The sequence below is a fragment of the Holzapfeliella floricola DSM 23037 = JCM 16512 genome, assembly GCF_001436605.1.
GTDB lineage: Bacteria > Bacillota > Bacilli > Lactobacillales > Lactobacillaceae > Holzapfeliella > Holzapfeliella floricola.
This window is the reverse complement of sequence record NZ_AYZL01000019.1, coordinates 78,693-100,394: the sequence shown is the minus strand read 5'-3', so window position 1 is coordinate 100,394 and position 21,702 is coordinate 78,693. Positions and strand designations below refer to the sequence as shown.

Genomic DNA, 21,702 nt, shown 5'->3' with positions numbered 1-21,702 from the left:
TTAGCTTTGTTCTTGCTTTCTTTTGTATAAGTTATACATAGATTTATGATAAGTTTCGCTATTAAAATTAACTAAGACATCTTGAATATCTCCAGTTCTAGGATGCCTAGTATAACCAGATTTTGTTAAATTTAGAATTGTTTCATCTACTTTATCAGTAAATCCTTTTAATCTTTCTGCAGCACCATCAATCTCCAAAATTTTAGACATTACCTCAAAGTAATGAAAGTTCATCTGATCTGATTTCAGTTCTCCAGTAGCTACAACTATATTAGCTTTGGGATTTGTAATGATTATATCGCTAATAATTTTTAAATTATGCTTCATAATTTGCGGGTTGTTCATGATTTTTAGTGAATGGAGCTGCGATAATCGTGAATTTGACAATATGTTTGTTTGAACAAAAGGAGAAACATTAACTAAACATATATTTCCTAAATTTTCTAATTTTAGTAAGTTTTTGGTGGTATCATCAAAAACCATTTTATCAAGATGTGGGGATTTTTTAAGTTTTTCAAGTATTTCAAGTTTAGGATTATGTGCTTTTTCTTTTAATTGATTAATTGCAGTAACCCAATCTGATTTTTGAGTGAGAGAATCACCTTTTGTATGATTAAAAACATAATCGCAAACCATTTCTTCACAATTTAAATTACTTTTTTCATATTCTTTCAATCCAGCATTAATTTTTTTATTTATTTTAGTTTTAATTTTTTTTATATTATTTTCAGATACCTGACTAATTGATGTCTTCTCATACGATTGTTCGTAATTAGGATCGGATAATTTGGTCATTATATCTTCTATATAAGTAAACGATGAATGTTTTTTTATTGATTTTTCCAAATCAATTCTATTAATATCAAAGCATTTAAATGAACTTCTGTTTTTGGCAGATAATATATTTTTATTCCCATCCTTATAGACTTTTACATTAATATCTTCATTATGACAGTAAAGACTACTAGGATTCATCATCAATACTACCGTATTAATCTCATCTTTATTATTTTTGATTTCAGTAGAATATCTGACAGGTAATTTACTGTCATTTATTAGAACTTCTATATATTTTTCTTCACTCATCTTTATTCCTCCATGTAAATAATTAGTAATACTTCCAGTCTACACTAATGATAAAAGGATAGAAAATTAAATTTATATCTAAATTGATAATAAAAGACAGCCTTAAGACTGTCTTTTATTTTGGAAAACATAATCATATGTTTCTAATAGGAACGTAACTGCAGTGTAAGTTGAACCTATTACAAGATGGGCATATCTAGGCGGTATTGCTGGTTTGTTTTTTGCTGATTTTCCATGACCTGATCCAAACTTATTACGCAATTCAATAATACCGTTAATTGATTGATTAAGTCCGCTAATAACACCAAAAGCACACTTTTGTAACTCTTGGGGAAGTTCTTTTTGGCTGATACTATCTGCGGACAGCTTAAGTAGATTAGAAATCTTCTTCAATAATTTTTTCATGTCAATATTGTTTGAGTAGGTAACTCTTTCATTATCAAGTATCGTCTTCATAACAGACTCTAGTAACTCTTTTGCTTTACCGATAGCTTCTTCAGGATTTTCTTCAGCATTTTCAAACATATTATTAACTAACTTTTCAATAAATTCTATTTTTAAAATATCATGTTTTTCCAGTTTTTCAAAAATACTAGTTTGTTTCTGATAATAGTGTAATATTTCTTTAACGTTATTCAGTTCGTAGTATTGATTGTTCCAGCCAATGTCTTCTAAACAATCTTGCTCTACTACTTTTAATAATTCCAATGAAAAGTCAATTAACTTATATGATGAAATATCGGAATATAAAATGATAGACACATAATTTTCTGTTGGACTTATTTCATTATTAAAAATGGCTGTATCTAGAACTTCCATAGAAACTGCATTTAAAAAGTCAATTCGACAATCGTTTAAATAATTATATTTTGTAAAAAAATTTGATATTATTCGTTTATCACTTGCACGTAGTTTCATTTTTCCTCCAGTGTTTCGAGTAGATTATTAACATAGTCTGAGTCAGATTTAGCAATATTACTTCCTTTTGAATGCCAATTAGTGGCAATTTCTTTTCTAGGGGACTTTTTGTATCCTTTTTTAATTTGATAATCGTCGGCATCTTTAGGTTCGGGAGTAAAAGTAAATATATAACTTTTTAAAGGATTACCTTTAGTTTTTGCATATTCTTTCTTTACTCGTAAGTTTTTGAAGTAAGGTTGTAACTCTTCAACAGATGGATTCACAATACGAGCGTTAATCAATGACTGGCTATAACTTTTAGGAATCGCCATAAGTTCATTAAAATCCTCTTTTTTTATCTTATAATACCCAGTGGTTCTGAATCCTTTTATTAGTCTAAAAAGTGTTTTGGAATAAGCACTCCTTAAACTTGTTAATTCTCGCAAACTATATCGAACCCAAGTTGTTAGGTCATTCAGTAGAGGAATCGCTTTATCATATATTTGAACGTCCACATACTGACCATAATCATCACAGTCAATTGTAAATTCAGAAAATATAATAAAGTATTCTTCTCGTAAACCTGACTTGCTACGACTACCAAAATAAAGTGTCATAAGCTTTTTATACGTACTTCTAACTAAGTTTAAAAAACGTTCAGAATTTTTATCGTGATAATCTGATAATGCTTTTAACTCATCAAAGTAAAAACGAATTTTATCATCTCGTTTATCTCTCATTTTAGTAATAATTGAAAAAAACAAGTCAATTTCATTTGGTTTTAATTTCCCCAACGGAATCGTATCTAATTCTTGATCGTATTTGGTAATTTCATTTGAAGCCATTTTGTACCCCCTAAAATTACAGTTTATTTTAGATTATATCATAACATCATCATCGTTACATGTAATGATGATGATGTTATGATGATTCACAAAAATGTTAGGATGAGTTCCCAAAAGTGTAATGATAAGTCACAATTATGTAATGATAAAGCTCTGTAAACCTTGTCAGTATTGCGCTACAGCTTACGTAAAAGAGTTTTAAAAGAGACTTAAAAGAATAATAAAATATTGAACAATAGGCTAGAAATATAAAAATTGATTAGAATTCTCATCATTACATTTTTGGGAACTAACGAAATACTATTTATGAACATCAAAATATCTTAACTTGCCTTTACATAATCAATTGCTTTAAGCTATGATTATAAAATTCAAGTGAGGAGTAAACCCATGGAATTTAAAATTGGAAAGAATGCAACTATCAAAATCAGAAAGACGACACAACAAGAAAAGCTAGAAAGTGCAGTTGGATTAGTAATCTTAGGTGGAATTATTTACTTACTGATGAAGTAAATAAAATTAATCTAATCATAAAAAATAAAGACAGCCTTAAGGCTGTCTTTTTATTTACCCTAATTTTCATCCTTACATTTTTGGGAAAAGAAAAAACCCGCTATATTAGTGGGTTTGATTATTGAAGTGGTAAATATTGGTAGCCAATATCTTTGATAGCAAAGTTATGAGCGACTAACTTCAAGGGTCTTGAGTTATCTCGAATGACAAAAGCCACACTACCTTCGGCTGTTTGGCCAATTTCAACTCGATCTTCAGAATTATGAATACCTAAATATTCTACTGAGAGGGTATCAAGTCCTTGTTCGGACTTGTTGGCTTTGTCTTCTTGTGTACCAGCAAAAGCGGTTGAGAATAAGAAATCAGGTGTCATTGGACCTTCTTCAAAAGCTTTGTTCGTTGCTTTAAAGTTAATCAACATTAATGTAGAATCTTTGTACAATTCTCGGTTTTTGTCAGGTTTAATTATCTGATGTCCCGTAATTTCAACTGTTGCATAATTTGTTTGGGCAATCCCATTAGCAAATGATGTGTTCTTGCTAAGTTCTGTGGCTAGAACCTCTTCTTGTTGTGTGTGGTGTGCATAACTATTTACCCCAAGTCTGAGCAACACTAAACCAACTGCTGCGATTAAAATCCAGTGTATCTTTTTCATCCAATAATCCTCCAACTATCTTAGTATTGAGAGTATATCATAGTTGTGCTGAATTAGCAGGGGTTGTCCTTACATTTTTAGGAAACAAAAACTAAATGAACTAGCGTGTTTGATCATTTGAATGACGACCGTTAATTAATAACTGATGTCTTTCATGACAAATTTACGTACTACTCGATTCAAGGGTCTTGGAATCGTTTCTTTCATTTCAAAAAAATCGATAGTAGAGGATTTAACATTAAAAACAAGTCTTATTTTTTTATTGCCACATATTAAATGTTAAAATGAAAGCAACTCTAACCATAGAAAGGAGTAAAGTATGAAAAATTCTAATTATCTAAGTTATTGTGGTAAATTAATTTTTGCAATTGCTATATTTTTAATTGAACAGTTTTCTATCCCACTATTTGCTATGAATAAAGAAACATTATCTTTGAACTACATTTTAAACAGTGGATTTAGACTTGTTCTAGGACTTGTAGCTTTATACTTATGTTATCGATACTATACTTACTTATTGAAAAAAGATAATCCACGTCAGTTTAACATCAAGAGATTTGATACGAAGAATATTAAATTTATTATTTTAGGTTTTATTTCGATTTTCATTCTTCAAATATTCTTAAACATGGCTATATCTTCTCTAGGCCTCAATAGTACATCTGCTAATCAAAATGTATTGATAGAAGCACTCAAGAATCGTAATTTTCTTTATGGTTTCTTCATTGTTATTTTTGGTCCTATCATTGAAGAATTAATATTTCGTGGTTTATTTTTTGACCTATTCTTCAAACATGCTTCAAAGATGAAAAATATTTTAGGTGTAATATCAAATGGTATGCTTTTTTATTTCATTCACATGGGTTTTACAGTGCATGTTTCTGGAATTATTTACTTTGTAATGGGCATGATATTTGCGACAACCTATATTAAAACTAAAGACATTCGCTGCGGTATGGGAATACATATCTTAAATAACTTAATATCATACTTAGGTATGATTGCAAAATAAAACAGGTAGATTTGAAGTGCCTTACAATTATTTAATTAAAACAATAATTGTAGGGTATTTTTTATGGTTGAATGTTTAAGTAAGTTAAAAAAAGACCATCAATTGCATAATGCATGATTTACTCTGATTTTGAAAAGTTATTACTGAACAGTATTATCTGCCATCATCCTAACATTTTTGGGAAAATAGTTTAATCCAAAATAGGATTATTTTCTTGATGACTAATCCAAGTGGTTAATCCTGTTGTTTCCTTCATGAATTTAGAAAAAATACCTTGATGATCCCCACCAATTAATTCTTCATCAGCAAAGTACAACTCCCCGTTATACTCGCTAATTAAGCTATTACCAATCAAGTGATGATGTTCAACATCAGTCTCATAATCTTTTAGAACAATCGTGGCATGGTTTGCATCATACTTGGCCAAAATTGTAATGCGTCGGCTATCGAAATTATCGAGATCAATGGCATGTAAATCAACCCGAGTGAGATACTGTTCATACGTTGAACTATCGGCATATTTAATCCCATAAAAAGTGAAATCATCTACTGTTATATTGTCTTGTTCATCGGTTGATTTGCCAAAAAAAGCATAATCAAGTTCATTTTCTTGAATTAAAGTATTTGCAATCTGACATTTTTCGAGTAGCTTTTCGTATTCTGAGTTCATGTAGTAGTTTTTCCTATCCTTGTTTAATTACGCTATCAAATAAGCGTTGGCTTGCTCTTCAAATAAATTGATAAGCGAACGCATAATGTAAGCAGCTTTGTTTTTGGCGACACGGTGTGAGGTGATAATTATTTTTTTGATATCGGTTGCGAGTTTGGTTGTCATTAAGGAATTAGATTCAAATTGAAAGGCAGTTGTTGCTTGCCCAATTACTCGTTCAGCATTTTTCTTTGCCACACTTTTGGCTTTAAAAATCAAACCCGCATACTGATACAACTTGTCGGAATTATTAAACGAGTAAGCTTTCAAGGTATTAACAAGTGATTTTGGCAGTCCAGTTTCAACTAAAGATTGTTCTAAAACATCTAAAGTCTCTTCTTCAAAAGTCTGAGTGACTTGAGGTTGTGGGGTTTCTGTTATAGATTCTGATTGTTCTTGTGGCTTAACTTTGTGTTCAATAATTTCTTCTAAAATTTCCCAGGTGTCAGTTGTATCATTTGTATGAGTTTGGTTAAGGTTAGTTTGATTAGAGTTTGTTTGGTAAACTTCTGTAGGTTTGTCATCTAAACTTACAACTTCTTTAGTTGTCACATCTTCAAAGTTTGGCAAGAATAATTTGGTTGCTTTGCTATAAGTTCTTTTTTTGACGATGTAGCCATACTTTTCTAGGTTCTTTAGAATGTTAATTGTTTTGTTACGTTTAGTTCCTAGCGTTTCAATTAGTTCAACAATTGTATAAATCACATAGTAAGCTTGCTTTTTAGCATCAAAAAATTCACTTCTTTTAACTGATGATTTCATTCTATCAGCTAGTAGCATGTAGCAAACTCTTTCATCATTAGTTAGTCTTTTGTCCTCGAGTAGTTGTTTATCAAACATAAAAAATTGATTCATTTTAAAAATCTCCTTAAATTTTTTTGATTTTTAAAATGAAGATGGTATAATTAACGTATAAATCAAAGAAATGTTGGGAAACTTTTCTTATAGTTTTTTAATTTTGATTGATCGCCATTAAAAACTACTACGTTTTTTATCTTCATGGTCTTCATTTTTAAAAATCTAATATCGTCGACCGTTCCGGCAAGAACGGTCGTTTTTTTATTCATAATTTAATTAAACATTAATTAAAAACCAAAGTCAAACATTTATCATAAGTAAACAAAAAGACAGCTATAAGAGCTGTCTTTTTTGTGTTATTTAATCTCAAAAGTTTGTTCGCCTAATTTTTCACCAAAGAATCCTTTTTTGGCAACAAGTTGAACAGGTGTAGTCATATCTGTTAACTCATAAGAAACAGCATTTTCTACAGTTCCGCCTTTTTTGATATTAGCCAGTTGAGAGTCTCTAAAGTTACTATCAGGTAACATTCCAACATTTAATTTATTCTCTTTGTTAGGGTCGTTGTCTTGGTAGGCACTAAATACTGCTTGCCATGCCATAGTAGCGGAAATTTCTTTGTCTGTTTTGTTGGTTGTTTTATACCAAATTGCAAGTACCGGTTTATCTCCGTATTCGTTTCCTTGTTCGCCTTTTTGAATAACTTTGTGATCAGTAATTTGAATTGATAAATCATCTAAAACAGCAGTACCATTTGAAAAACCAACTTTATTCAAGTCAACTTGAGATGAGCTACTGGATGTTTCTTGAGAAGTTGCCCCCGAATTGTTATTTGAACTATTTGAATTATTTGATGAACAACCAGCTAATAGCATTGCACTAGCTAGTGTTACAATAGTTAAACTTTTCTTCATTAATAATATCCTCCAAATTTTTTCAATACCACATAACTATACTTGAAAAAAGTGGTCATGTCCAATTTGGATTATTTTACACTATTTAATCGGGAATTCTTGTTCGCCGAGTTTTTGATTAGTAAGTTTATCTTCAATCACCAGTTTGAATGGTGCAGTTTTATCATATAATTTGAGGGCAGTCATGTTTTGTGCACTGTGATTTTGTTCAATAGGAGCCAAAGGGTGACCAATTCTAATAGATTCTTCAACATCTTGTCCCTCAAGTGGCGTTGTATTACCTTGATAGGCAGTAAAAAGTAGACCCCAAATATCGCTAGGAGTTAGTCCTTGGTCTGTCTTGTTCGTTGCTGTGTACCAAAACACCATGATTGGGATAACACCTTCTTCATTACCTTTTTCCCCGGGATTAATGACTTTATGATCCGTGATTTCTACTCGCATTCGCTTGGTGTTGGCAACGTTATCTTGATAAGTTACCTCATTATCTTTTGAAACATCTGATTGAGAATTGGTATGGGTTGAATTGTTATTAGCAGAACACCCCGCTAGCAATAAAGCACCACTCAATATTAATCCGGCTAAACTTTTCTTCATTGATTTTATCCTCCGTTCAAAACTTAAGCTCACTATAACAAGAATAAGGGTTAAAATCACAATTTATAAGGCATCTTATAAAAGAGTTAAAAAGGCTAGGAGATTAAAATAATTCTGTCATAACTTGGTTAAGATGGTGTTAAACGATATAATGAAACTATCAAAGACAGTTATGGAGAGTTGATGGCATGAGTAATAAAACTCGAGTACCGAAGTTAAGATTTAAAGGATTTCAAGATGAGTGGGAAGAGAACAAATTAGAAAACATAGCTAACATAACTATGGGACAATCTCCACACTCTGTAAATTATACAGATAATCCTAATGACGAAATACTTGTTCAAGGAAACGCTGATTTAGATGATGGTGTAGTTAAACCTAGAATCTATACAACACAGGTAACTAAAGAATCTCAAAAAGGGGACATTATTTTGACAGTAAGAGCCCCTGTTGGTGAGGTTGCTATGAATAATTTTGATAGTGTTGTTTTAGGACGAGGTGTAGCTGGAATAAAAGGGAATAATTATATATATACCTATCTTCAAAAATTATTTATCGAAGAGTATTGGTCAAAAATTAGTTCAGGCTCAACATTTCAAGCAGTCAATTCTAAAGATTTAAAAGAGGTGTCATTAGTACTTCCTTCTAGTGTAAAAGAACAAGAAAAAATAGGGGAGTTTTTTGCTAAGTTAGATAAGTTGATAGGTTTATACAACAAAAAAATTTCTTTAAAAGAAGAGTATCTAAAATGGTTAATTGTTAAGTTAACAATGATTAATTCAGCCTTGGTTCCTAATTTAAGATTTGAAGGGTATGATTCTTCATTTGATACAAGTCCGTTAACTAATTTAATAAGCATAAAAACAGGAAATAAAAATGTTGAGGATAATATTAAAGGAGGAAAATATGCCTTTTTTGATAGATCTTCAGAAATTAAATATTTAAACACTTTTGATTTTGATGAAGAAGTTATAGTTTACCCAGGGGAAGGATCTAAATTTTATCCTAGATATTTTAAAGGTAAATACTCATTACACCAAAGAGCATATGGGCTTTATAATTTCAAAGATATTAACCCTCTTTATTTATTGGCAGTCTTACAAACAAAAAGCAACGTATTTTTAAGATTTTCAGTGGGAACAACAGCAAAGTCATTAAGAAGAGAGACATTTAGTCATGTTGATATTCCTACACCTAGCAGAGAAGAACAAGATAAAATAGCTAATTTAGTTACTCTTGCAGGGCAAGAATTAGAATTATACAAGAAAAAAAGAAGCAGTATAGTCAATCTGAAAAATGCATATTTACAAAAGTTATTTTGTTAAATATATAATTCAGGAGGAGTAAATGACCGATACAAGTTTAGAAAATATAATTAGAGAATTGATTTATGAAGGAACAGAAGGGGAATATTGGGATTTTAAGGAAAAACCTTATATTCCTGAAAGTGAGAGCGACAAGAACAAAAAGAAGCAAGATTTGTTACATGATATTATCTGCATGGCTAATAACTTAAGTAATAGAGATGCCTATATCATAATGGGCGTATCCGACTCACCAGTTAAAGTTATTGGTGTGCAAAATTACAAGAATAGATGGACGACTGAAGATTATTTAGATTTTATAGAAAGTGGTAAGAAGTGGGCTGGGGGATATATTCCTAAAATACAATTAAAGACAATCGTAACAGCCATGCAAAATGAAATAGATGTTTTGATTATCAAAAAAACAGCAACTGTGCCTTATTATTTATCTGAACGTTTCGGAGCGGTCAACCCTAATCAAATATATGTTCGAAAAGGTGCGAAAAATACTCCCAAAAATAAGCAAGCTGAAATTCATGATATTGAAAAACTTTGGTCTTATAGATTTGGGTTAATACCGTATCCTAAAGACCGAGTCTTAAATTATATTTGTGATGTAGATTCTTGGGAAGAAATGATTAGCAGTTCTTCGGGAAAATCTTGGTATTATAGTAAGTTTCCTGAATACACTATTGAAATGTTTGAAGATGAGGAAATATCTCAAGGAGGAAATCCTGGTTTTACAATAATTAATGATAATCAAGATTCGTGTCCAAGCGTAATTCAAGTTAAGTATCATCAGACTGTGATGTTTCGTTCGATAGTGTATTATATTGATGGTGCGAGAGGAATTGTAGTATCTCCGAAAAAATCATTTTTACCTATTGAGTATTTTCAATCCGATACGATAAAGTTATGTTTTCATTATTTCCATAATTCTATGGAATTAGAATTATCTAGGTTATTAATTCATATGATGTTTTCTTTTTCTGGCGACCCTGTGTCTAAAGACCAGATAGATAGTATTCCTATTTTTATTAATGAAGTAGAGAAATCAGAAGTTATTAATTTTATCCAACATAATATTAGTTATTATGAGATGAAGGTATTAGAATACAAAAAGGAATTAAAATCAGATAGTCATGTTCCTCAACAAGTAGACTCCATGGCTACTACGATGATGGTCAAATTGGCTCTAAACGATATGAGACAACAAACTAATTGAACAAGCTTTTTAATGTTCTAACTCTTGCACTTCCCCAGTTCAGTGTTAGACTATAGCCAAGTTATCAAAAAACGGAGGAAAATCTAATGAATAAGAAGTTAAGTTGTCCTGATTGTGGGAGTATGGAAGTTAAAGTTGGTCGTCAAACCTATTATGCACGATTAAGTAATTATCCTGTTAAACTGTTTAATCGTGATTCAGATATTGAGTATTACTTCTGTGCCAAGTGTGGAACTGTTATTAAACAAGTCGTGTTAAATCCTGAAAGATTTAATGATTATGAACAATAAAAAAGACCTGACTAATTAGTCGGGTCTTTTTTGGTTTATTTTTGTAACTCGTGTAGTAAGTCATCTAGCTTGTAGTTTTGTACAAGTTGCGCTTCAACACTGGCATTACTTTTGATAATTGATTTGTATTTCAATTCATTGTTATAAACAAGGACTAAGTGAGCAAGTAGGCGGAAGATTTCTTGATCTTCTTTTTTGTTCAACTTGGCATCTTCTTTATGTTTTTGACAGAACAAGGTAATTAAAGCTTCTAACTTGTTATGGTTAGCATAATGTTCTTGTTTAAAAGGGAGTGGATTGATTAAAGATTGTAATTTTAGCAAATCTTCTTGAGTAGGGGTTTGAACCGCTGCAAGTGTCATAGAAAGTTGATTTTGACCTTCTTTATTGCTGAATTGGTCTTTACTTAGGTAGTGGTAAACCAATAAAATCACAATTAAAGCCACAACTGCCACGAAGGCAATGACTAATGAAGTCGTCAAAGTGTCCCAAACCTTAGCCCAAGGAATGATAAAGATAATTCCAACCAAAATAGCTACGGTTAAAATACCTAGACAAAAATATTTCACTTTCTCTGATTTAACAAAATCCATTTGAATTCCTCCAATTCTATGTATTAATTTTAGTATACGCTAAATCACTAAAAATGTGGATTAAAAAGGGTTGGGGATTTTCATTAAAGGTAATCAAGTGTATATTAAAAAATAAAGGAGGAGAAAAAATGTTTACCAATTTATCAATTCCACTCATTACAGGGGGATTTCCAGGTTATCTACTCTATCGCTTCCTCAGTCAAAGAGGCTACTTATCACTTGATGGCAGTGAAGGAGATAAGCGTATTTTTGTTCTAGGTTTTTCACTACTGCCTAGTTTGATTGGACTGTCAATTTCTTTTGCATTGTCAGACGTTTTACATCAACCTCATTTATCTGACTTCAATAATCCAGTCACTTTGTTGCTGACATTTGTGATTTCAACAATTTCATCAGGGTTACTATATAAGCCATTGGCTTACATGATGCGCAAGTTATCACGCAAAGCCATTCTGCTAGATAAGGGGAATGATAACCCAACTTTTACAACTAAAGATGTCTTAGTTAGAGCCTATCGAGATTGTTTGGATGAGAATAATCACACTCATGTTGAGGTTTATGGCGTAATTTTCAACTTTAGTCATGAATTTATCGCCGCAGGTTACATTCAAGGTATTTCGTCTGTTAAAGAACACCGCGAGATTGCGTTTTCAAAAGAAAGTGTTCAGTCAATGACTTTTGAAGAAGCATTGAAGCAGTTTAATGAGAATCCCACGCGTGATAAAATTGTGACGTCATATAGTGATCAAACGATTACATTTTTATTAGTTTAAGGAGTTTTAGAAAAATGCAATTAAAAACAATTGATTATGGGTCAGACCGTTATCAAGAAACACTCGATTTACGCAATCGGGTGATGAAGCAACCGTTGAACTTAGATATTCGTGATGAAGATTTATCTGGTGAAGAAAGCGGCTACGTTGTCGGAGCATTTAATGGAGAACAATTGCTTGGCATGGGGAGTTTATCTTACGTGAATGAAAAGCGTGCCAAAGTGGATTACTTATGTGTGGATACTGAGATTCAAGCTTCAGGTGTCGGCAGTAATTTACTGATGGCAATGGAAACTGAAGCCAGGTATCAAAAAAGAGCTGAAGTCGTACTAGAAGCACGTGTTTCAGCTCAAAAATTCTACGAAAAAAAAGGATACGAGCCTTTTGGCGAAGTTTATTTGTTAGATAATGCCCCAATCGAACATATCTGGATGATTAAATTTCTTTAGAGATGCTTGAGTTTACGATACATAACCCAACCACTAGCTAAACAAGCAACGGCACCGATTAACCCGATGATTGTAAATAATGGAATATTTTGAATTAATGCAGCGATGAAGATAAAGGCAAAAAAAGCGAATCCAACAATAAAGTAGATATAGGTTCGCTTAATTAACTTTTGTTGCTGTTTTTCTTGTTCGTTCATTTGAAGAACCTCTCTTTTATTTGGTTATTATGGTAATAATTTTAGCATAAATTGAGTGATTGTCAGCCATCAATGATTAATTTTAAAAAGGATAAGTTCGATAAATTTTAGTAAACTTATCCTTTTTTATTTATCTCAAAATAGACCAAAAATGACAAATCATTTTATATGTTAAAATTAAGTTATGCAAGGTTAAAAATTATTAGGAGATAAACATCTATGAGTTTTTCTAAGAAAATAAAAATCATACGCAAAAAAAATAATTTAACTCAGCATGAATTAGCTGAAAAAGTCAATGTTTCACGAAAAACAGTTTCGGGTTGGGAAAATGATAGGAGTATGCCAGATGATAATCTATTGTCTATCATTAGCCAAGCGTTTGATATTTTGATTGATGATTTAAGAGAAGATTGTACATATACGGATTTTTTAGCAAAAATAGAAGCTGATAATAATGAAGCTAATGATCAATCATTAGCTTATTTGGTTGGATTACAATTAATACTCATCTTTTTGTCGTATATATCTTTGGCGTATATAGTTCGACTTCCTATTATTACCATTTTATTGATTATTAATACAAGCTTTATATCAAAAGTGTTAAATAAGAAAAGTAAAAAGAGGTTAGATGAAGCTGTCAATTCGATAAAGAGAATATTAATTTTGGGATCTGTGAATTTTGTTATAGGAATTGTATCTACAAATATTGGACTGATTTCAAAACAAGGATTAGATAATTTAATTTCTTCTGTTACTGGAGCTTATGTTGGAACTATCATTCATGTTTTAGTATTAACAATTGCAGTTGATATCTGTTGTCGGTATAAAGCAATTCAAAGCATTTCGTGGAAAGATTTAGTTTGTAACTTATTTAAGTAAGTTACAATTTGTCTGATTAGGTGTTTGGATTAGAAATTGTAATAAGGCTTTGTGTTTTTAATTTGATAATATCAAAAAGTCATAAAAAGTTGATTTAATCATATTTTATGACTTTTCGCTTGTCTTCAGTTTTCGATTTCAGTTCCCCCATTCCATCCTAATTGAGTATAAGACAAAATGTGAATGATATAAGCTTGTTTGTTCATGTAACATACTATAGTCTTTAATTAGATTTGACTTGCTTAGTATAACTCAAGAAACTTGTATGTTTCAGTCAATATATTTTAAGGGGTAAGAAAATGAAAAAATTAGCTATAACATGTTTATTTGGTAGCTTACTATTAACAGGATGTTCAGGAAAAAACAATCAAGCCGAACCAACTAAGATTCAAGATAGCAACTATCAAGTAACCGATACCAATATTGGTTTTGTGAAGAATACTGCTAAATTGAGCAACCTTGAAATTAAGTTGTTAGAGTTTCAAAAAGTTGCAGCACCTAAAGATTCAATTTTTGACACACCTTATTTAAAGATATGGTTTGATGTAACAAATAAATCAGATCAAGATATTCCATTGAGTGATGCCTGGATTAGTGGTTTAGATGTATTTCAAACCAATTCTTTGCCTAAGGTGGCTGTTAATGAAAAAGGCAAAGAATTGAAGGATACCTATAAAGGTATTGGCGAAGATAAGCAACCTATTAAACCAGGAGCAACAATCCATGGTGAAGCGACATATGCACTTGAAGATGATAAAAATAATACAGTCAAAATACAGCTAACTAACGGTTTTAATGGTGAAAAAGTAGCAACAGCTGAGTTGAAATTACAATAAAAACAGTATAACCTATGTAATTTTCGAAGAATAATTTCAGATTAATTCTGAAGTTATTCTTTTTTATTTGAGTAAATAGTTATAGAGAATTTTCTGCGAGAGTAAGTTAGATTAATTGTTTTATCCATGATTTATGTCATAATCGATAATAGAAAAATATTGAAAGGTTGTGAGGTTAATGACTGAAAAATTAACCAGAAAAAATGATAAAGAAACTAAGAAGTGCTCAAAATGTGGCACAATTCTTAGTGAAGATGCAAAGTTTTGCCCAAAGTGTGGTCAAAAAGTAGGAGCAGGTCAAAAAGTAGTCCGAGATTTTGAGAAGTATAAGCCTAATAAAAAACGATTAATCAAATTAAAACAGTTCTTGCAAAACAATTTTGAATTGTCACATACGATTTATGGCTTAATATTCTTGTTTACATTATTCTCTAAGTGGTTAGGCTTTTTATTATTGATTATAGCTGCAATTGTGCTATACATGAAGGCACTTTCAAGTAAAGGGCAAACAATCAAAACTAACCAACAGCTACGTGACTTTTATGGTAAAGTGACCCAAAGATTTCAAGACGGTATTCAAGAAGCGAATGCAACACGCAAAACTACTGAAGAAGAACCAGCTAATAGTTCTGACGGTTCAGGAGTTGAGAAAAACGACAGCAATAATCAGAATGATGCTGTTCAAACATCAACTGATAAACGTACAACTCAGAAAAAACACAAAAATTACTATCAAAAAAAGACCTACGTTAAACGAAATGGTTCAGGTTGGTCTTCATTCTTACTTTTCATGTCTAGTATGGGAACATTATTTGGGGTTTTGGGATCAGGATTCATTTCAAATAGTAATGTCAGCTTATATGGCCTTGTCGGTCAAACAACATCATATATTAAAATGATTGAAGGTGTAGGTCAATTCTTCGGCGGTTCTGCTGGTGGTAGTGCTGGATTCATTCAATCTTTAGGATATGGATTAGTCTTAATGCCTATCCTAGTTATTGTCTTGTCTTGTTTTACGCGTTTCAAAATACTACGATTTCTAGGAGCTGTAGCAGCTATTTTAGAAGTAGGAATTTTTGGTATTATGATTTATTATGTGAAGGAAAAAGCTAACCACTTTTTAGGCTCTTATTCAGGTAGTGTACTAAATCCTAACACAGGAATTTTTGGTATAACGGCCAATATTTTCTTTGTCGCAATGGCACTGATGGTTATCTTTTCACTTTATCGTTTATTTCAGAAAAAAAGATAAAACCACTATATCAGGTATCTTAAGTGAATAACTCACGCTACTGCTTGTGGATAGTCTTAACAAGACGCAACGATTATCAAAAAAAGTAATGACTGAATTTATGCGGGTTTTATTCGATTTAATCAAATTTAATGGAGGTTAAAATTAGATTATTTATCTTTCCTTATGCTAGAATAATTCTACTAATAGAGAAGGAATGATTAAATGACATCTGAAAGATTAGAAACCTTATTGATGGTTTATATTTACAATGAAATGAATAGAAAAGGATTTGTGAATCGTAAAGATTTAGAAAAATTCGAAGAAGAAAATGGTGTAAACTTTGATCAAATTAAAGAAGCACTAGATGATTTTAAGGAACGCAACTTCGTTAAAATTAACATTCGTCAAAAACCTAACAGTGATTATTTCAGTTTATTAATCGATAAGATTAATGCGGAAGGTCTTCACTTTTTAAATAGCCGTGTGCAAGAAACACGATAAGATAAAAACACCTTGATATTATAAATATCAAGGTGTTTTTTTATGCGTAGATAGTATGTCGAGCTTTCCAATCAAGTAATTTGATTCTAACCCAGAAACTATATATGCCTAATGTGATAATTGACAGTAGCAACCATTTAATCCAATGTCCAAATAGTCCTACTGCAGATCCCGTAAATTTTAATCGACGGCCCTCTACAATAGTATGATTGATTTGCCAACCATATTGCATAGTAATGGCCCATGGGTAGCAAATCCCCAAAGTACAGACCGTCACTAAAAGACCTAATAAGGTCCAGCCGATAAATTGAAGTAATCCGCCATCAAAATAAGAGCCTGATTTGTTTATACTCATGATAATTCAATCCTTTTTTTAATTAGATACTTAATTAAGATATCACATATTTGGTTGAAGAGGCTATGTGAATAGTTAAATATGTTTTTTAACACGTTGATAGATGATTAAAGTTAAAACGACTTTGACTAAGTCTCCTGGTAAAAAGACAATATTTGAACTCAAAGCTTTAAAGTAGGGAATAGATGACACAAGGCTAATACCGACTGAACCTATAATATCAGCGAACGAGATACCACCAACTATTAAGCTCGCGAATGTGGCGTACCACTTATCTGACTGTCCAAACAGACGTCTGACTAAACCAATCACAAGTGGCATACCTAACCAAGCGATTAAGTAACCGCTTGTGGCACCGAAGAAGACTCCAAATCCACCTCGACCACCTGTTAGAAAAGGTAGTCCTAATGCAACAAGAACTAAAAATATAAAAACGGACAGCGTTCCTCTTTTAGGTCCTAAAATCATGGCAGCTAGAAGCACACCAAAGTTTTGGATAACTAAAGGAACGGGGAGAATGGCAATTGAAATAGGAGGAAATACTCCTAAAACAATGATTAATGCCGTAAATAAGGCAGTGTAAGTTACATCTTTGATTGTCATAAATCCTCCAAGATTAGTATAGAATTTTGATAACATCACCACTATAAAAGGTTAATAATTGGTTATCTGATTCATTTTCAAGTATCAGACCACCCAGTTTATCAAAGTCACGCACAAAGCCCGTGTGAGCTTTTTGATGCCCTTTTACTGTGATTTTATGTCCTAGTAAGTTTGAATGATGTTTGTATTCAACTATAAGGTGCGGACTGGTTTGATTAGTTAACCTGTGGAGTGTATTAGCCACTAAATCAGCTAACAATATTGAGTAATTAGCATTAGCCACCATATCAATTGTAGTTGCAATAGACCATAGTTCATCTGGTAGGGTGGGAGTTTGAAGATTCAATCCAATACCTAGAACTAAGTAATATCTTTGAGATTGGTCTTGAATTAATTCGGTCAAAATACCGCCACATTTTTTATGATTTAACAAAATATCATTAACCCACTTTAATTGGAAAAACTGGTGGGGAAAATAATCCGTTAAAGTATCAAGTACGCCTAAACCCGCTGAAATTGTGAGTAACCCCGGATTAAGCTCTTTCAGATTTGTGATAGGTAGAACTAGCGTTGCATATAACCCTTTTGGGCTAAAAAATGTTCGACTTTCTTTGCCGTAAGCAGCCGTTTGTTTAGTTGTGGCAAAAATGCTCGGCAGAACAGCCTGATTTGATTCAACATAACGCTTAGCATAACTACTTGTAGAATCAATGCTCTCAAAGAACTCAATATTGAATTCTTTGAGATTTGGTTGGTGATGAAGTAAGTCAGTTTTTGAAAAGGTTGAGGCCATTTTAATTATCCTTTGATTGTATTGAATTTTCTAACGCAACACTGAGTAGATAGTGCCGTGTTGAATGATCAAACAATGTGAATTCTCGGTTATATCTTTTGGCAGATTTAAAAGTCGAAAGATCAATTTCAACGGACTTTGGGTTGCCTGGCAGGCCGACGCCAATTGCTTTAAGAACCGCTTCTTTAATTGTCCAGAGTTTGAGTGCGGTGTAGGATTGTTCATCTTGATGAAGTGTCATCAGATAATCCCATTCTTTGGCTGAAAAAGCCCGATGAAATCGTTTCGGGTTGATTGATTGATATTGCTCAATATCAGCACCGATGTTAGTTTGACTGGTTGCGACAATAACATAATGGTTTGAATGAGCAATACTAAAGAAAAAAGCATTGCTTTTTTTGAGTGTTGGTTTCCCTAGCGAACTAAACGAAAATAATTCATTTGAAAGAAGACCCTTAAGTGGCAGACCGGATAAATCGGCCAATAATTTTCTTCCTAAGATAAATTGTTTTTGTTTTAATTCATTTTTGGGTAACTCAAAGCAATGCTTCGATTGATTGAATTGTTGAAAGAGTGGTTGATGAAGGGTATTGTCTATCGTATCGTATTTGAGATGATAAAGACCTGACATGGTACCTCCAAAAAATAAAAATTATTATGAAAGGTGAACACCTTTGTCAACGTAGATAATATCACCAGTCACACCAGTTGAAAGTGGACTCATTAAGAATGTAGCCACATTTCCAATTTCTTCAAGTGTGACTTCATTACCATCAACTGTCAAGTCGCGTGAAAGTTGAAGTAATTTAGAATGTTCTTTGATTCCTGTTACAGCTAGTGTTTTCATAGCACCAGCAGAAATTGAGTTCACACGAATTTTTTGTGGACCTAAGTCACGTGCTAAGTAACGGACACTTGATTCAAGGGCAGCTTTTGCAATTCCCATCATGTTGTAGTTAGGGATAGCACGAGTTGAACCGAAGTAAGTTAGTGTGGCAATACTTCCACCTTCGTTCATGATACGGCTAGCAGCACGAGAAACAGCAATAAGTGAATATGAACTAATATCTTGAGCCATACGGTAACCATCACGTTTTGTGTTTAACACGCCGCCTTCAAGTGTTTCTTTATCTGCAAAAGCAACAGCATGGATAACACCATCAATATTACCGTGTTTTTCATGAATTTCTTCAAATGCCTTTGTGACGTTATCATCATCAGCAACATCACAAGCTACCATTGATTTATCTTCACCAACAGTTCTTGTTAGGCTTTTTTTCATACGATCATTTTGGTAGGTATAAATAACTTCAGCACCGTTTTCTTCAAGTGCTCTAGCACAACCCCAAGCGATACTGCGAGAGTTAGCAACTCCCATTACGACAATTTTCTTTCCTTGCATTAACGTACTCATTAAGTGTTCACTCCATCAATTAAAATTTTCTAAAACGTTGTTTTCTTTGGTTTAATAAATCTTCTGTTGAAAGTGCTTGTAATTTATCGATTTCAGCTGTTAGTAATTTTTGTAGCTTCTTAGCTGAAGTTATATCATTAACTTCTGGTACAATTTTATCAATAATTTCTTCTTTGATTAACTGCTCAGGTGTTAATTTTAAGTCTTCAGAAGCTTGCTCAACTAATTTTGCATCTTTCCATAAAATAGCTGCGTAACCTTCAGGAGATAAAACAGAATAAGTACTATTTTCAAACATCCAAACTTGATCTCCGCAAGCAAGTGCTAACGCACCACCACTTCCACCTTCTCCATAAATAACGGAGAGGTAAGGAACAGAAAGTTGAGCCCCTTCGATTAAACACTGCGCAATAGCGTCACCTTGTCCATTGTACTCTGCATCAACACCAGGATAAGCACCAGGCGTATTGACGAAAGTAATAATAGGACGGTTGAAGCGCTCAGCTTCTTTCATTAATCGCAAGGCTTTACGATAACCTTGAGGTTCAGGACTTCCAAAGTGGCGATCGATGTTTTCTTTTGTATCAGTACCTTTTTGTGTGGCAATGATTGTAACTGGTTGGTGATTCAATGTGCCAATACCAGCTTTAATTGCTTCATCATCTTTATTGTGACGGTCCCCGTGAAGCTCAATAAAGTCTTCAAAAAGCGCGCTAATTAAATTATCAGCCGTGATTTTTGAAGGATGACGAGCAGCTTGAACTTTATCATAAGCGGTTTTTTTTGTCATAAAATCACCTCGTTACTTTGCTTGATGCCAACGCAATAGCTTGGCAATCACTTCTTTTTGTTTGTCTCGTGGGGTAATTAAATCTACAAAGCCATTTTTCATCAATGTTTCAGCTCTTTGAAAATCTTTAGGAGCCTTTTGATGAATGGTTTGTTCGATAACACGTTGACCGGCAAACCCAATTAAAGCGTGCGGTTCAGCCATTGTGATATTACCTTGCATAGCAAAACTAGCGGTTACCCCACCAGTAGTTGGATCAGTTAATACGGTTAAGTAGAATAATCCAGCTTTTTTGTGTTCGCTAACAGCACGAGAAACCTTAGCCATCTGCATTAATGAAAAGATACGTTCTTGCATTCTAGCACCACCTGAAGCCGTAAATAAAACGACAGGTAATTTTTTCTTAGTTGCTAGTTCAAATAAACGTGTGATTTTTTCACCAGTCTGACTTCCAAGACTACCCATAATAAAGTAGGGATCCATCACACCTAAAGCAAGATCTTGGTCAGCAATTTTAGCTATACCAGTCAAAACACTTTCATTAAGACCGGTGTTAGCTTTAGCTTGCTTAATCTTGTTTTGGTATTTTTCATCAGGAAAATCAGTAGCTGAAGGTGCTAAATCTTTTTCGGTCTCTTCAAAAGAATCGCACAATAACTTAATGCGGTCATGAGCTAATAGACGAAAACCATAATGACATTCTGGACATTGGCGAAACTCATCAAGTTGTGTTTTGAAGAACTTAGTTTGGCAATATGGGCAAGCCATCATTGTATTAGATGGAATATGATCCATACGTTCTGTTAGTTGTTCGGGCGTTGGTGATTGAAATAAATTATTTTGTGTCATCAGATACCCACCTTTTGAAGAATGAATGTTCGATGTAATCGTTATTGAAGGTTTCATTTTCGACTGTTTCATCAGAAAGTAAATCTCTCAAGAAAAGGTGATTACTTTTAACACCTTCAATTTCAAATTCGCCTAGTAAACGTTTCATCTTATTAATTGTTTGTTCACGTGTGTCCATGTGCACAATTAATTTGGCAATCATTGAATCGTAGTAAGGGGAGATGAAACTATCTGATGTAATACCAGTATCAATACGGACGCCGAGTGTCCCCATTGGTAAAGTCAATTTCTTGATTTGACCAGGAGAAGGGGCGAAGTTTTGAGCTGGATTTTGAGCATTAATTCGACATTCTAAAGCATGGCCTGTGGCTTTGACATCTTCTTGTTTAAAAGGAAGTTCTTCACCTGCAGCTACTTTAATTTGTGCCTTAATCATTTCAACACCACTAACTTCTTCAGTAACAGTGTGTTCAACTTGCAATCTTGTATTCATTTCCATAAAGAAAAAGTTTTGATCTTCATCCATCAAAAATTCAAAAGTACCAGTATTCAAGTACCCGATTTCTTGACAGGCTTTAACCACAATTT

General features: G+C 32.7%; 29 protein-coding genes. 11 read left to right on the top strand and 18 right to left on the bottom strand.

Translation table 11 applies throughout. The annotated features are described in order from the left end of the window. From FC86_RS04145 to FC86_RS04135, 3 genes are all read right to left on the bottom strand, one after another. Complete coding sequence (locus tag FC86_RS04145; RefSeq protein WP_056974810.1) at positions 1-1,086, bottom strand: hypothetical protein; 1,086 nt, start codon at positions 1,084-1,086, stop codon at positions 1-3. Positions 1,087-1,188: 102 nt separating this feature from the next. Continuing rightward, positions 1,189-2,004 carry an abortive infection family protein gene (locus tag FC86_RS04140; protein WP_056974809.1) on the bottom strand — a complete coding sequence of 272 codons (816 nt, stop codon included), beginning with the start codon at positions 2,002-2,004 and terminating at the stop codon, positions 1,189-1,191. Further along, positions 2,001-2,831: a replication initiation protein gene (locus tag FC86_RS04135; RefSeq protein ID WP_056974808.1), complete on the bottom strand. Its 831-nt coding sequence runs from the start codon at positions 2,829-2,831 to the stop codon at positions 2,001-2,003. Before FC86_RS04135 ends, FC86_RS04140 begins: the two co-directional genes overlap by 4 nt. A 390-nt stretch (positions 2,832-3,221) precedes the next feature. On the opposite strand from FC86_RS04135, the gene FC86_RS06695 reads away from it, so the two are divergent. Then, positions 3,222-3,344 (top strand): hypothetical protein, encoded by a 123-nt coding sequence (locus FC86_RS06695; RefSeq protein WP_269082360.1) that lies wholly within the window; start codon positions 3,222-3,224, stop codon positions 3,342-3,344. A gap of 118 nt (positions 3,345-3,462) precedes the next feature. On the opposite strand, the gene FC86_RS04130 is transcribed toward FC86_RS06695, so the two are convergent. Then, a complete protein-coding gene (locus FC86_RS04130; protein ID WP_056974807.1) occupies positions 3,463-3,999 on the bottom strand; it encodes a DUF5067 domain-containing protein in 537 nt (178 codons plus the stop codon). Positions 4,000-4,318: 319 nt separating this feature from the next. Here FC86_RS04130 and FC86_RS04125 point away from each other — a divergent pair, with 319 nt between their 5' ends. Further along, positions 4,319-5,011, top strand: coding sequence for a CPBP family intramembrane glutamic endopeptidase (locus tag FC86_RS04125; protein WP_056974806.1), 693 nt, complete (start codon positions 4,319-4,321; stop codon positions 5,009-5,011). 190 nt (positions 5,012-5,201) lie between these two features. Here FC86_RS04125 and FC86_RS04120 read toward each other — a convergent pair whose 3' ends face one another. The 4 genes from FC86_RS04120 to FC86_RS04105 all read right to left on the bottom strand — a co-directional run bounded on the left by FC86_RS04120 (position 5,202) and on the right by FC86_RS04105 (position 8,029). Beyond that, the gene (locus FC86_RS04120; protein ID WP_056974805.1) at positions 5,202-5,681 is read right to left on the bottom strand and encodes a hypothetical protein; all 480 of its coding nucleotides are present in this window, start codon (positions 5,679-5,681) and stop codon (positions 5,202-5,204) included. A gap of 27 nt (positions 5,682-5,708) precedes the next feature. Next, positions 5,709-6,575, bottom strand: a complete 867-nt coding sequence (locus tag FC86_RS04115) for a replication initiator protein A (RefSeq protein ID WP_056974804.1) — start codon at positions 6,573-6,575, stop codon at positions 5,709-5,711. 299 nt (positions 6,576-6,874) lie between these two features. Continuing rightward, positions 6,875-7,432, bottom strand: a complete 558-nt coding sequence (locus FC86_RS04110) for a DUF5067 domain-containing protein (protein ID WP_056974803.1) — start codon at positions 7,430-7,432, stop codon at positions 6,875-6,877. 81 nt (positions 7,433-7,513) lie between these two features. Next, the gene (locus FC86_RS04105; RefSeq protein WP_056974802.1) at positions 7,514-8,029 is read right to left on the bottom strand and encodes a DUF5067 domain-containing protein; all 516 of its coding nucleotides are present in this window, start codon (positions 8,027-8,029) and stop codon (positions 7,514-7,516) included. A gap of 188 nt (positions 8,030-8,217) precedes the next feature. Here FC86_RS04105 and FC86_RS06475 point away from each other — a divergent pair, with 188 nt between their 5' ends. The 3 genes from FC86_RS06475 to FC86_RS04090 all read left to right on the top strand — a co-directional run bounded on the left by FC86_RS06475 (position 8,218) and on the right by FC86_RS04090 (position 10,848). After that, a complete protein-coding gene (locus FC86_RS06475) occupies positions 8,218-9,354 on the top strand; it encodes a restriction endonuclease subunit S (RefSeq protein WP_082618854.1) in 1,137 nt (378 codons plus the stop codon). A 22-nt stretch (positions 9,355-9,376) separates the two neighbouring features. Beyond that, on the top strand, positions 9,377-10,558 hold the full coding sequence (locus FC86_RS04095) for an ATP-binding protein (RefSeq protein WP_056974801.1): 1,182 nt from the start codon (positions 9,377-9,379) through the stop codon (positions 10,556-10,558). Between the two features lie 86 nt (positions 10,559-10,644). Beyond that, positions 10,645-10,848, top strand: a complete 204-nt coding sequence (locus tag FC86_RS04090) for a hypothetical protein (RefSeq protein WP_056974800.1) — start codon at positions 10,645-10,647, stop codon at positions 10,846-10,848. A 35-nt stretch (positions 10,849-10,883) separates the two neighbouring features. Here the strand turns inward: FC86_RS04090 and FC86_RS04085 are convergent, their stop codons facing one another. Next, a complete protein-coding gene (locus FC86_RS04085; RefSeq protein ID WP_056974799.1) occupies positions 10,884-11,441 on the bottom strand; it encodes an NADH dehydrogenase subunit 3 in 558 nt (185 codons plus the stop codon). Positions 11,442-11,569: 128 nt separating this feature from the next. On the opposite strand from FC86_RS04085, the gene FC86_RS04080 reads away from it, so the two are divergent. Both FC86_RS04080 and FC86_RS04075 read left to right on the top strand, forming a co-directional pair. Beyond that, the gene (locus FC86_RS04080; RefSeq protein WP_056974798.1) at positions 11,570-12,214 is read left to right on the top strand and encodes a hypothetical protein; all 645 of its coding nucleotides are present in this window, start codon (positions 11,570-11,572) and stop codon (positions 12,212-12,214) included. A gap of 14 nt (positions 12,215-12,228) precedes the next feature. Further along, the gene (locus FC86_RS04075; RefSeq protein ID WP_056974797.1) at positions 12,229-12,663 is read left to right on the top strand and encodes a GNAT family N-acetyltransferase; all 435 of its coding nucleotides are present in this window, start codon (positions 12,229-12,231) and stop codon (positions 12,661-12,663) included. On the opposite strand, the gene FC86_RS04070 is transcribed toward FC86_RS04075, so the two are convergent. Continuing rightward, positions 12,660-12,860: a hypothetical protein gene (locus FC86_RS04070; RefSeq protein ID WP_056974796.1), complete on the bottom strand. Its 201-nt coding sequence runs from the start codon at positions 12,858-12,860 to the stop codon at positions 12,660-12,662. The two genes, FC86_RS04075 and FC86_RS04070, sit on opposite strands and share 4 nt — an antisense overlap. A 219-nt stretch (positions 12,861-13,079) precedes the next feature. Between FC86_RS04070 and FC86_RS06470 the strand changes: the two genes are divergently transcribed. The 4 genes from FC86_RS06470 (at position 13,080) to FC86_RS04050 (ending at position 16,310) form a co-directional block, all read left to right on the top strand. Continuing rightward, positions 13,080-13,739: a helix-turn-helix transcriptional regulator gene (locus FC86_RS06470; protein ID WP_082618853.1), complete on the top strand. Its 660-nt coding sequence runs from the start codon at positions 13,080-13,082 to the stop codon at positions 13,737-13,739. A 299-nt stretch (positions 13,740-14,038) separates the two neighbouring features. Continuing rightward, positions 14,039-14,575 (top strand): DUF5067 domain-containing protein, encoded by a 537-nt coding sequence (locus FC86_RS04060; protein WP_056974795.1) that lies wholly within the window; start codon positions 14,039-14,041, stop codon positions 14,573-14,575. A gap of 178 nt (positions 14,576-14,753) precedes the next feature. Beyond that, complete coding sequence (locus tag FC86_RS04055; RefSeq protein WP_056974794.1) at positions 14,754-15,827, top strand: zinc ribbon domain-containing protein; 1,074 nt, start codon at positions 14,754-14,756, stop codon at positions 15,825-15,827. Positions 15,828-16,031: 204 nt separating this feature from the next. Continuing rightward, positions 16,032-16,310, top strand: coding sequence for a hypothetical protein (locus tag FC86_RS04050; protein ID WP_056974793.1), 279 nt, complete (start codon positions 16,032-16,034; stop codon positions 16,308-16,310). A gap of 40 nt (positions 16,311-16,350) precedes the next feature. Here the strand turns inward: FC86_RS04050 and FC86_RS04045 are convergent, their stop codons facing one another. The 8 genes from FC86_RS04045 to FC86_RS06680 all read right to left on the bottom strand — a co-directional run. Further along, on the bottom strand, positions 16,351-16,665 hold the full coding sequence (locus FC86_RS04045) for a DUF898 family protein (RefSeq protein WP_056974792.1): 315 nt from the start codon (positions 16,663-16,665) through the stop codon (positions 16,351-16,353). Between the two features lie 75 nt (positions 16,666-16,740). Next, positions 16,741-17,268 (bottom strand): biotin transporter BioY, encoded by a 528-nt coding sequence (locus tag FC86_RS04040; RefSeq protein WP_056974791.1) that lies wholly within the window; start codon positions 17,266-17,268, stop codon positions 16,741-16,743. Between the two features lie 13 nt (positions 17,269-17,281). Beyond that, entirely contained in the window at positions 17,282-18,061 is a 780-nt protein-coding gene (locus FC86_RS04035) for a biotin--[acetyl-CoA-carboxylase] ligase (protein WP_056974790.1), read from the bottom strand. A gap of 1 nt (position 18,062) precedes the next feature. Next, a complete protein-coding gene (locus tag FC86_RS04030) occupies positions 18,063-18,692 on the bottom strand; it encodes a 4'-phosphopantetheinyl transferase family protein (protein WP_056974789.1) in 630 nt (209 codons plus the stop codon). Between the two features lie 24 nt (positions 18,693-18,716). Further along, on the bottom strand, positions 18,717-19,475 hold the full coding sequence (fabI, locus tag FC86_RS04025; protein ID WP_056974788.1) for an enoyl-ACP reductase FabI: 759 nt from the start codon (positions 19,473-19,475) through the stop codon (positions 18,717-18,719). A 19-nt stretch (positions 19,476-19,494) separates the two neighbouring features. Next, positions 19,495-20,265 (bottom strand): acetyl-CoA carboxylase carboxyl transferase subunit alpha, encoded by a 771-nt coding sequence (accA, locus tag FC86_RS04020; RefSeq protein ID WP_056974787.1) that lies wholly within the window; start codon positions 20,263-20,265, stop codon positions 19,495-19,497. A 12-nt stretch (positions 20,266-20,277) separates the two neighbouring features. Continuing rightward, on the bottom strand, positions 20,278-21,114 hold the full coding sequence (locus FC86_RS04015; protein ID WP_056974786.1) for an acetyl-CoA carboxylase carboxyltransferase subunit beta: 837 nt from the start codon (positions 21,112-21,114) through the stop codon (positions 20,278-20,280). Beyond that, on the bottom strand, positions 21,101-21,702 hold a 602-nt coding region (locus FC86_RS06680; RefSeq protein WP_476729717.1), incomplete at its 5' end, for an ATP-binding protein. The genes FC86_RS06680 and FC86_RS04015, both read right to left, overlap by 14 nt.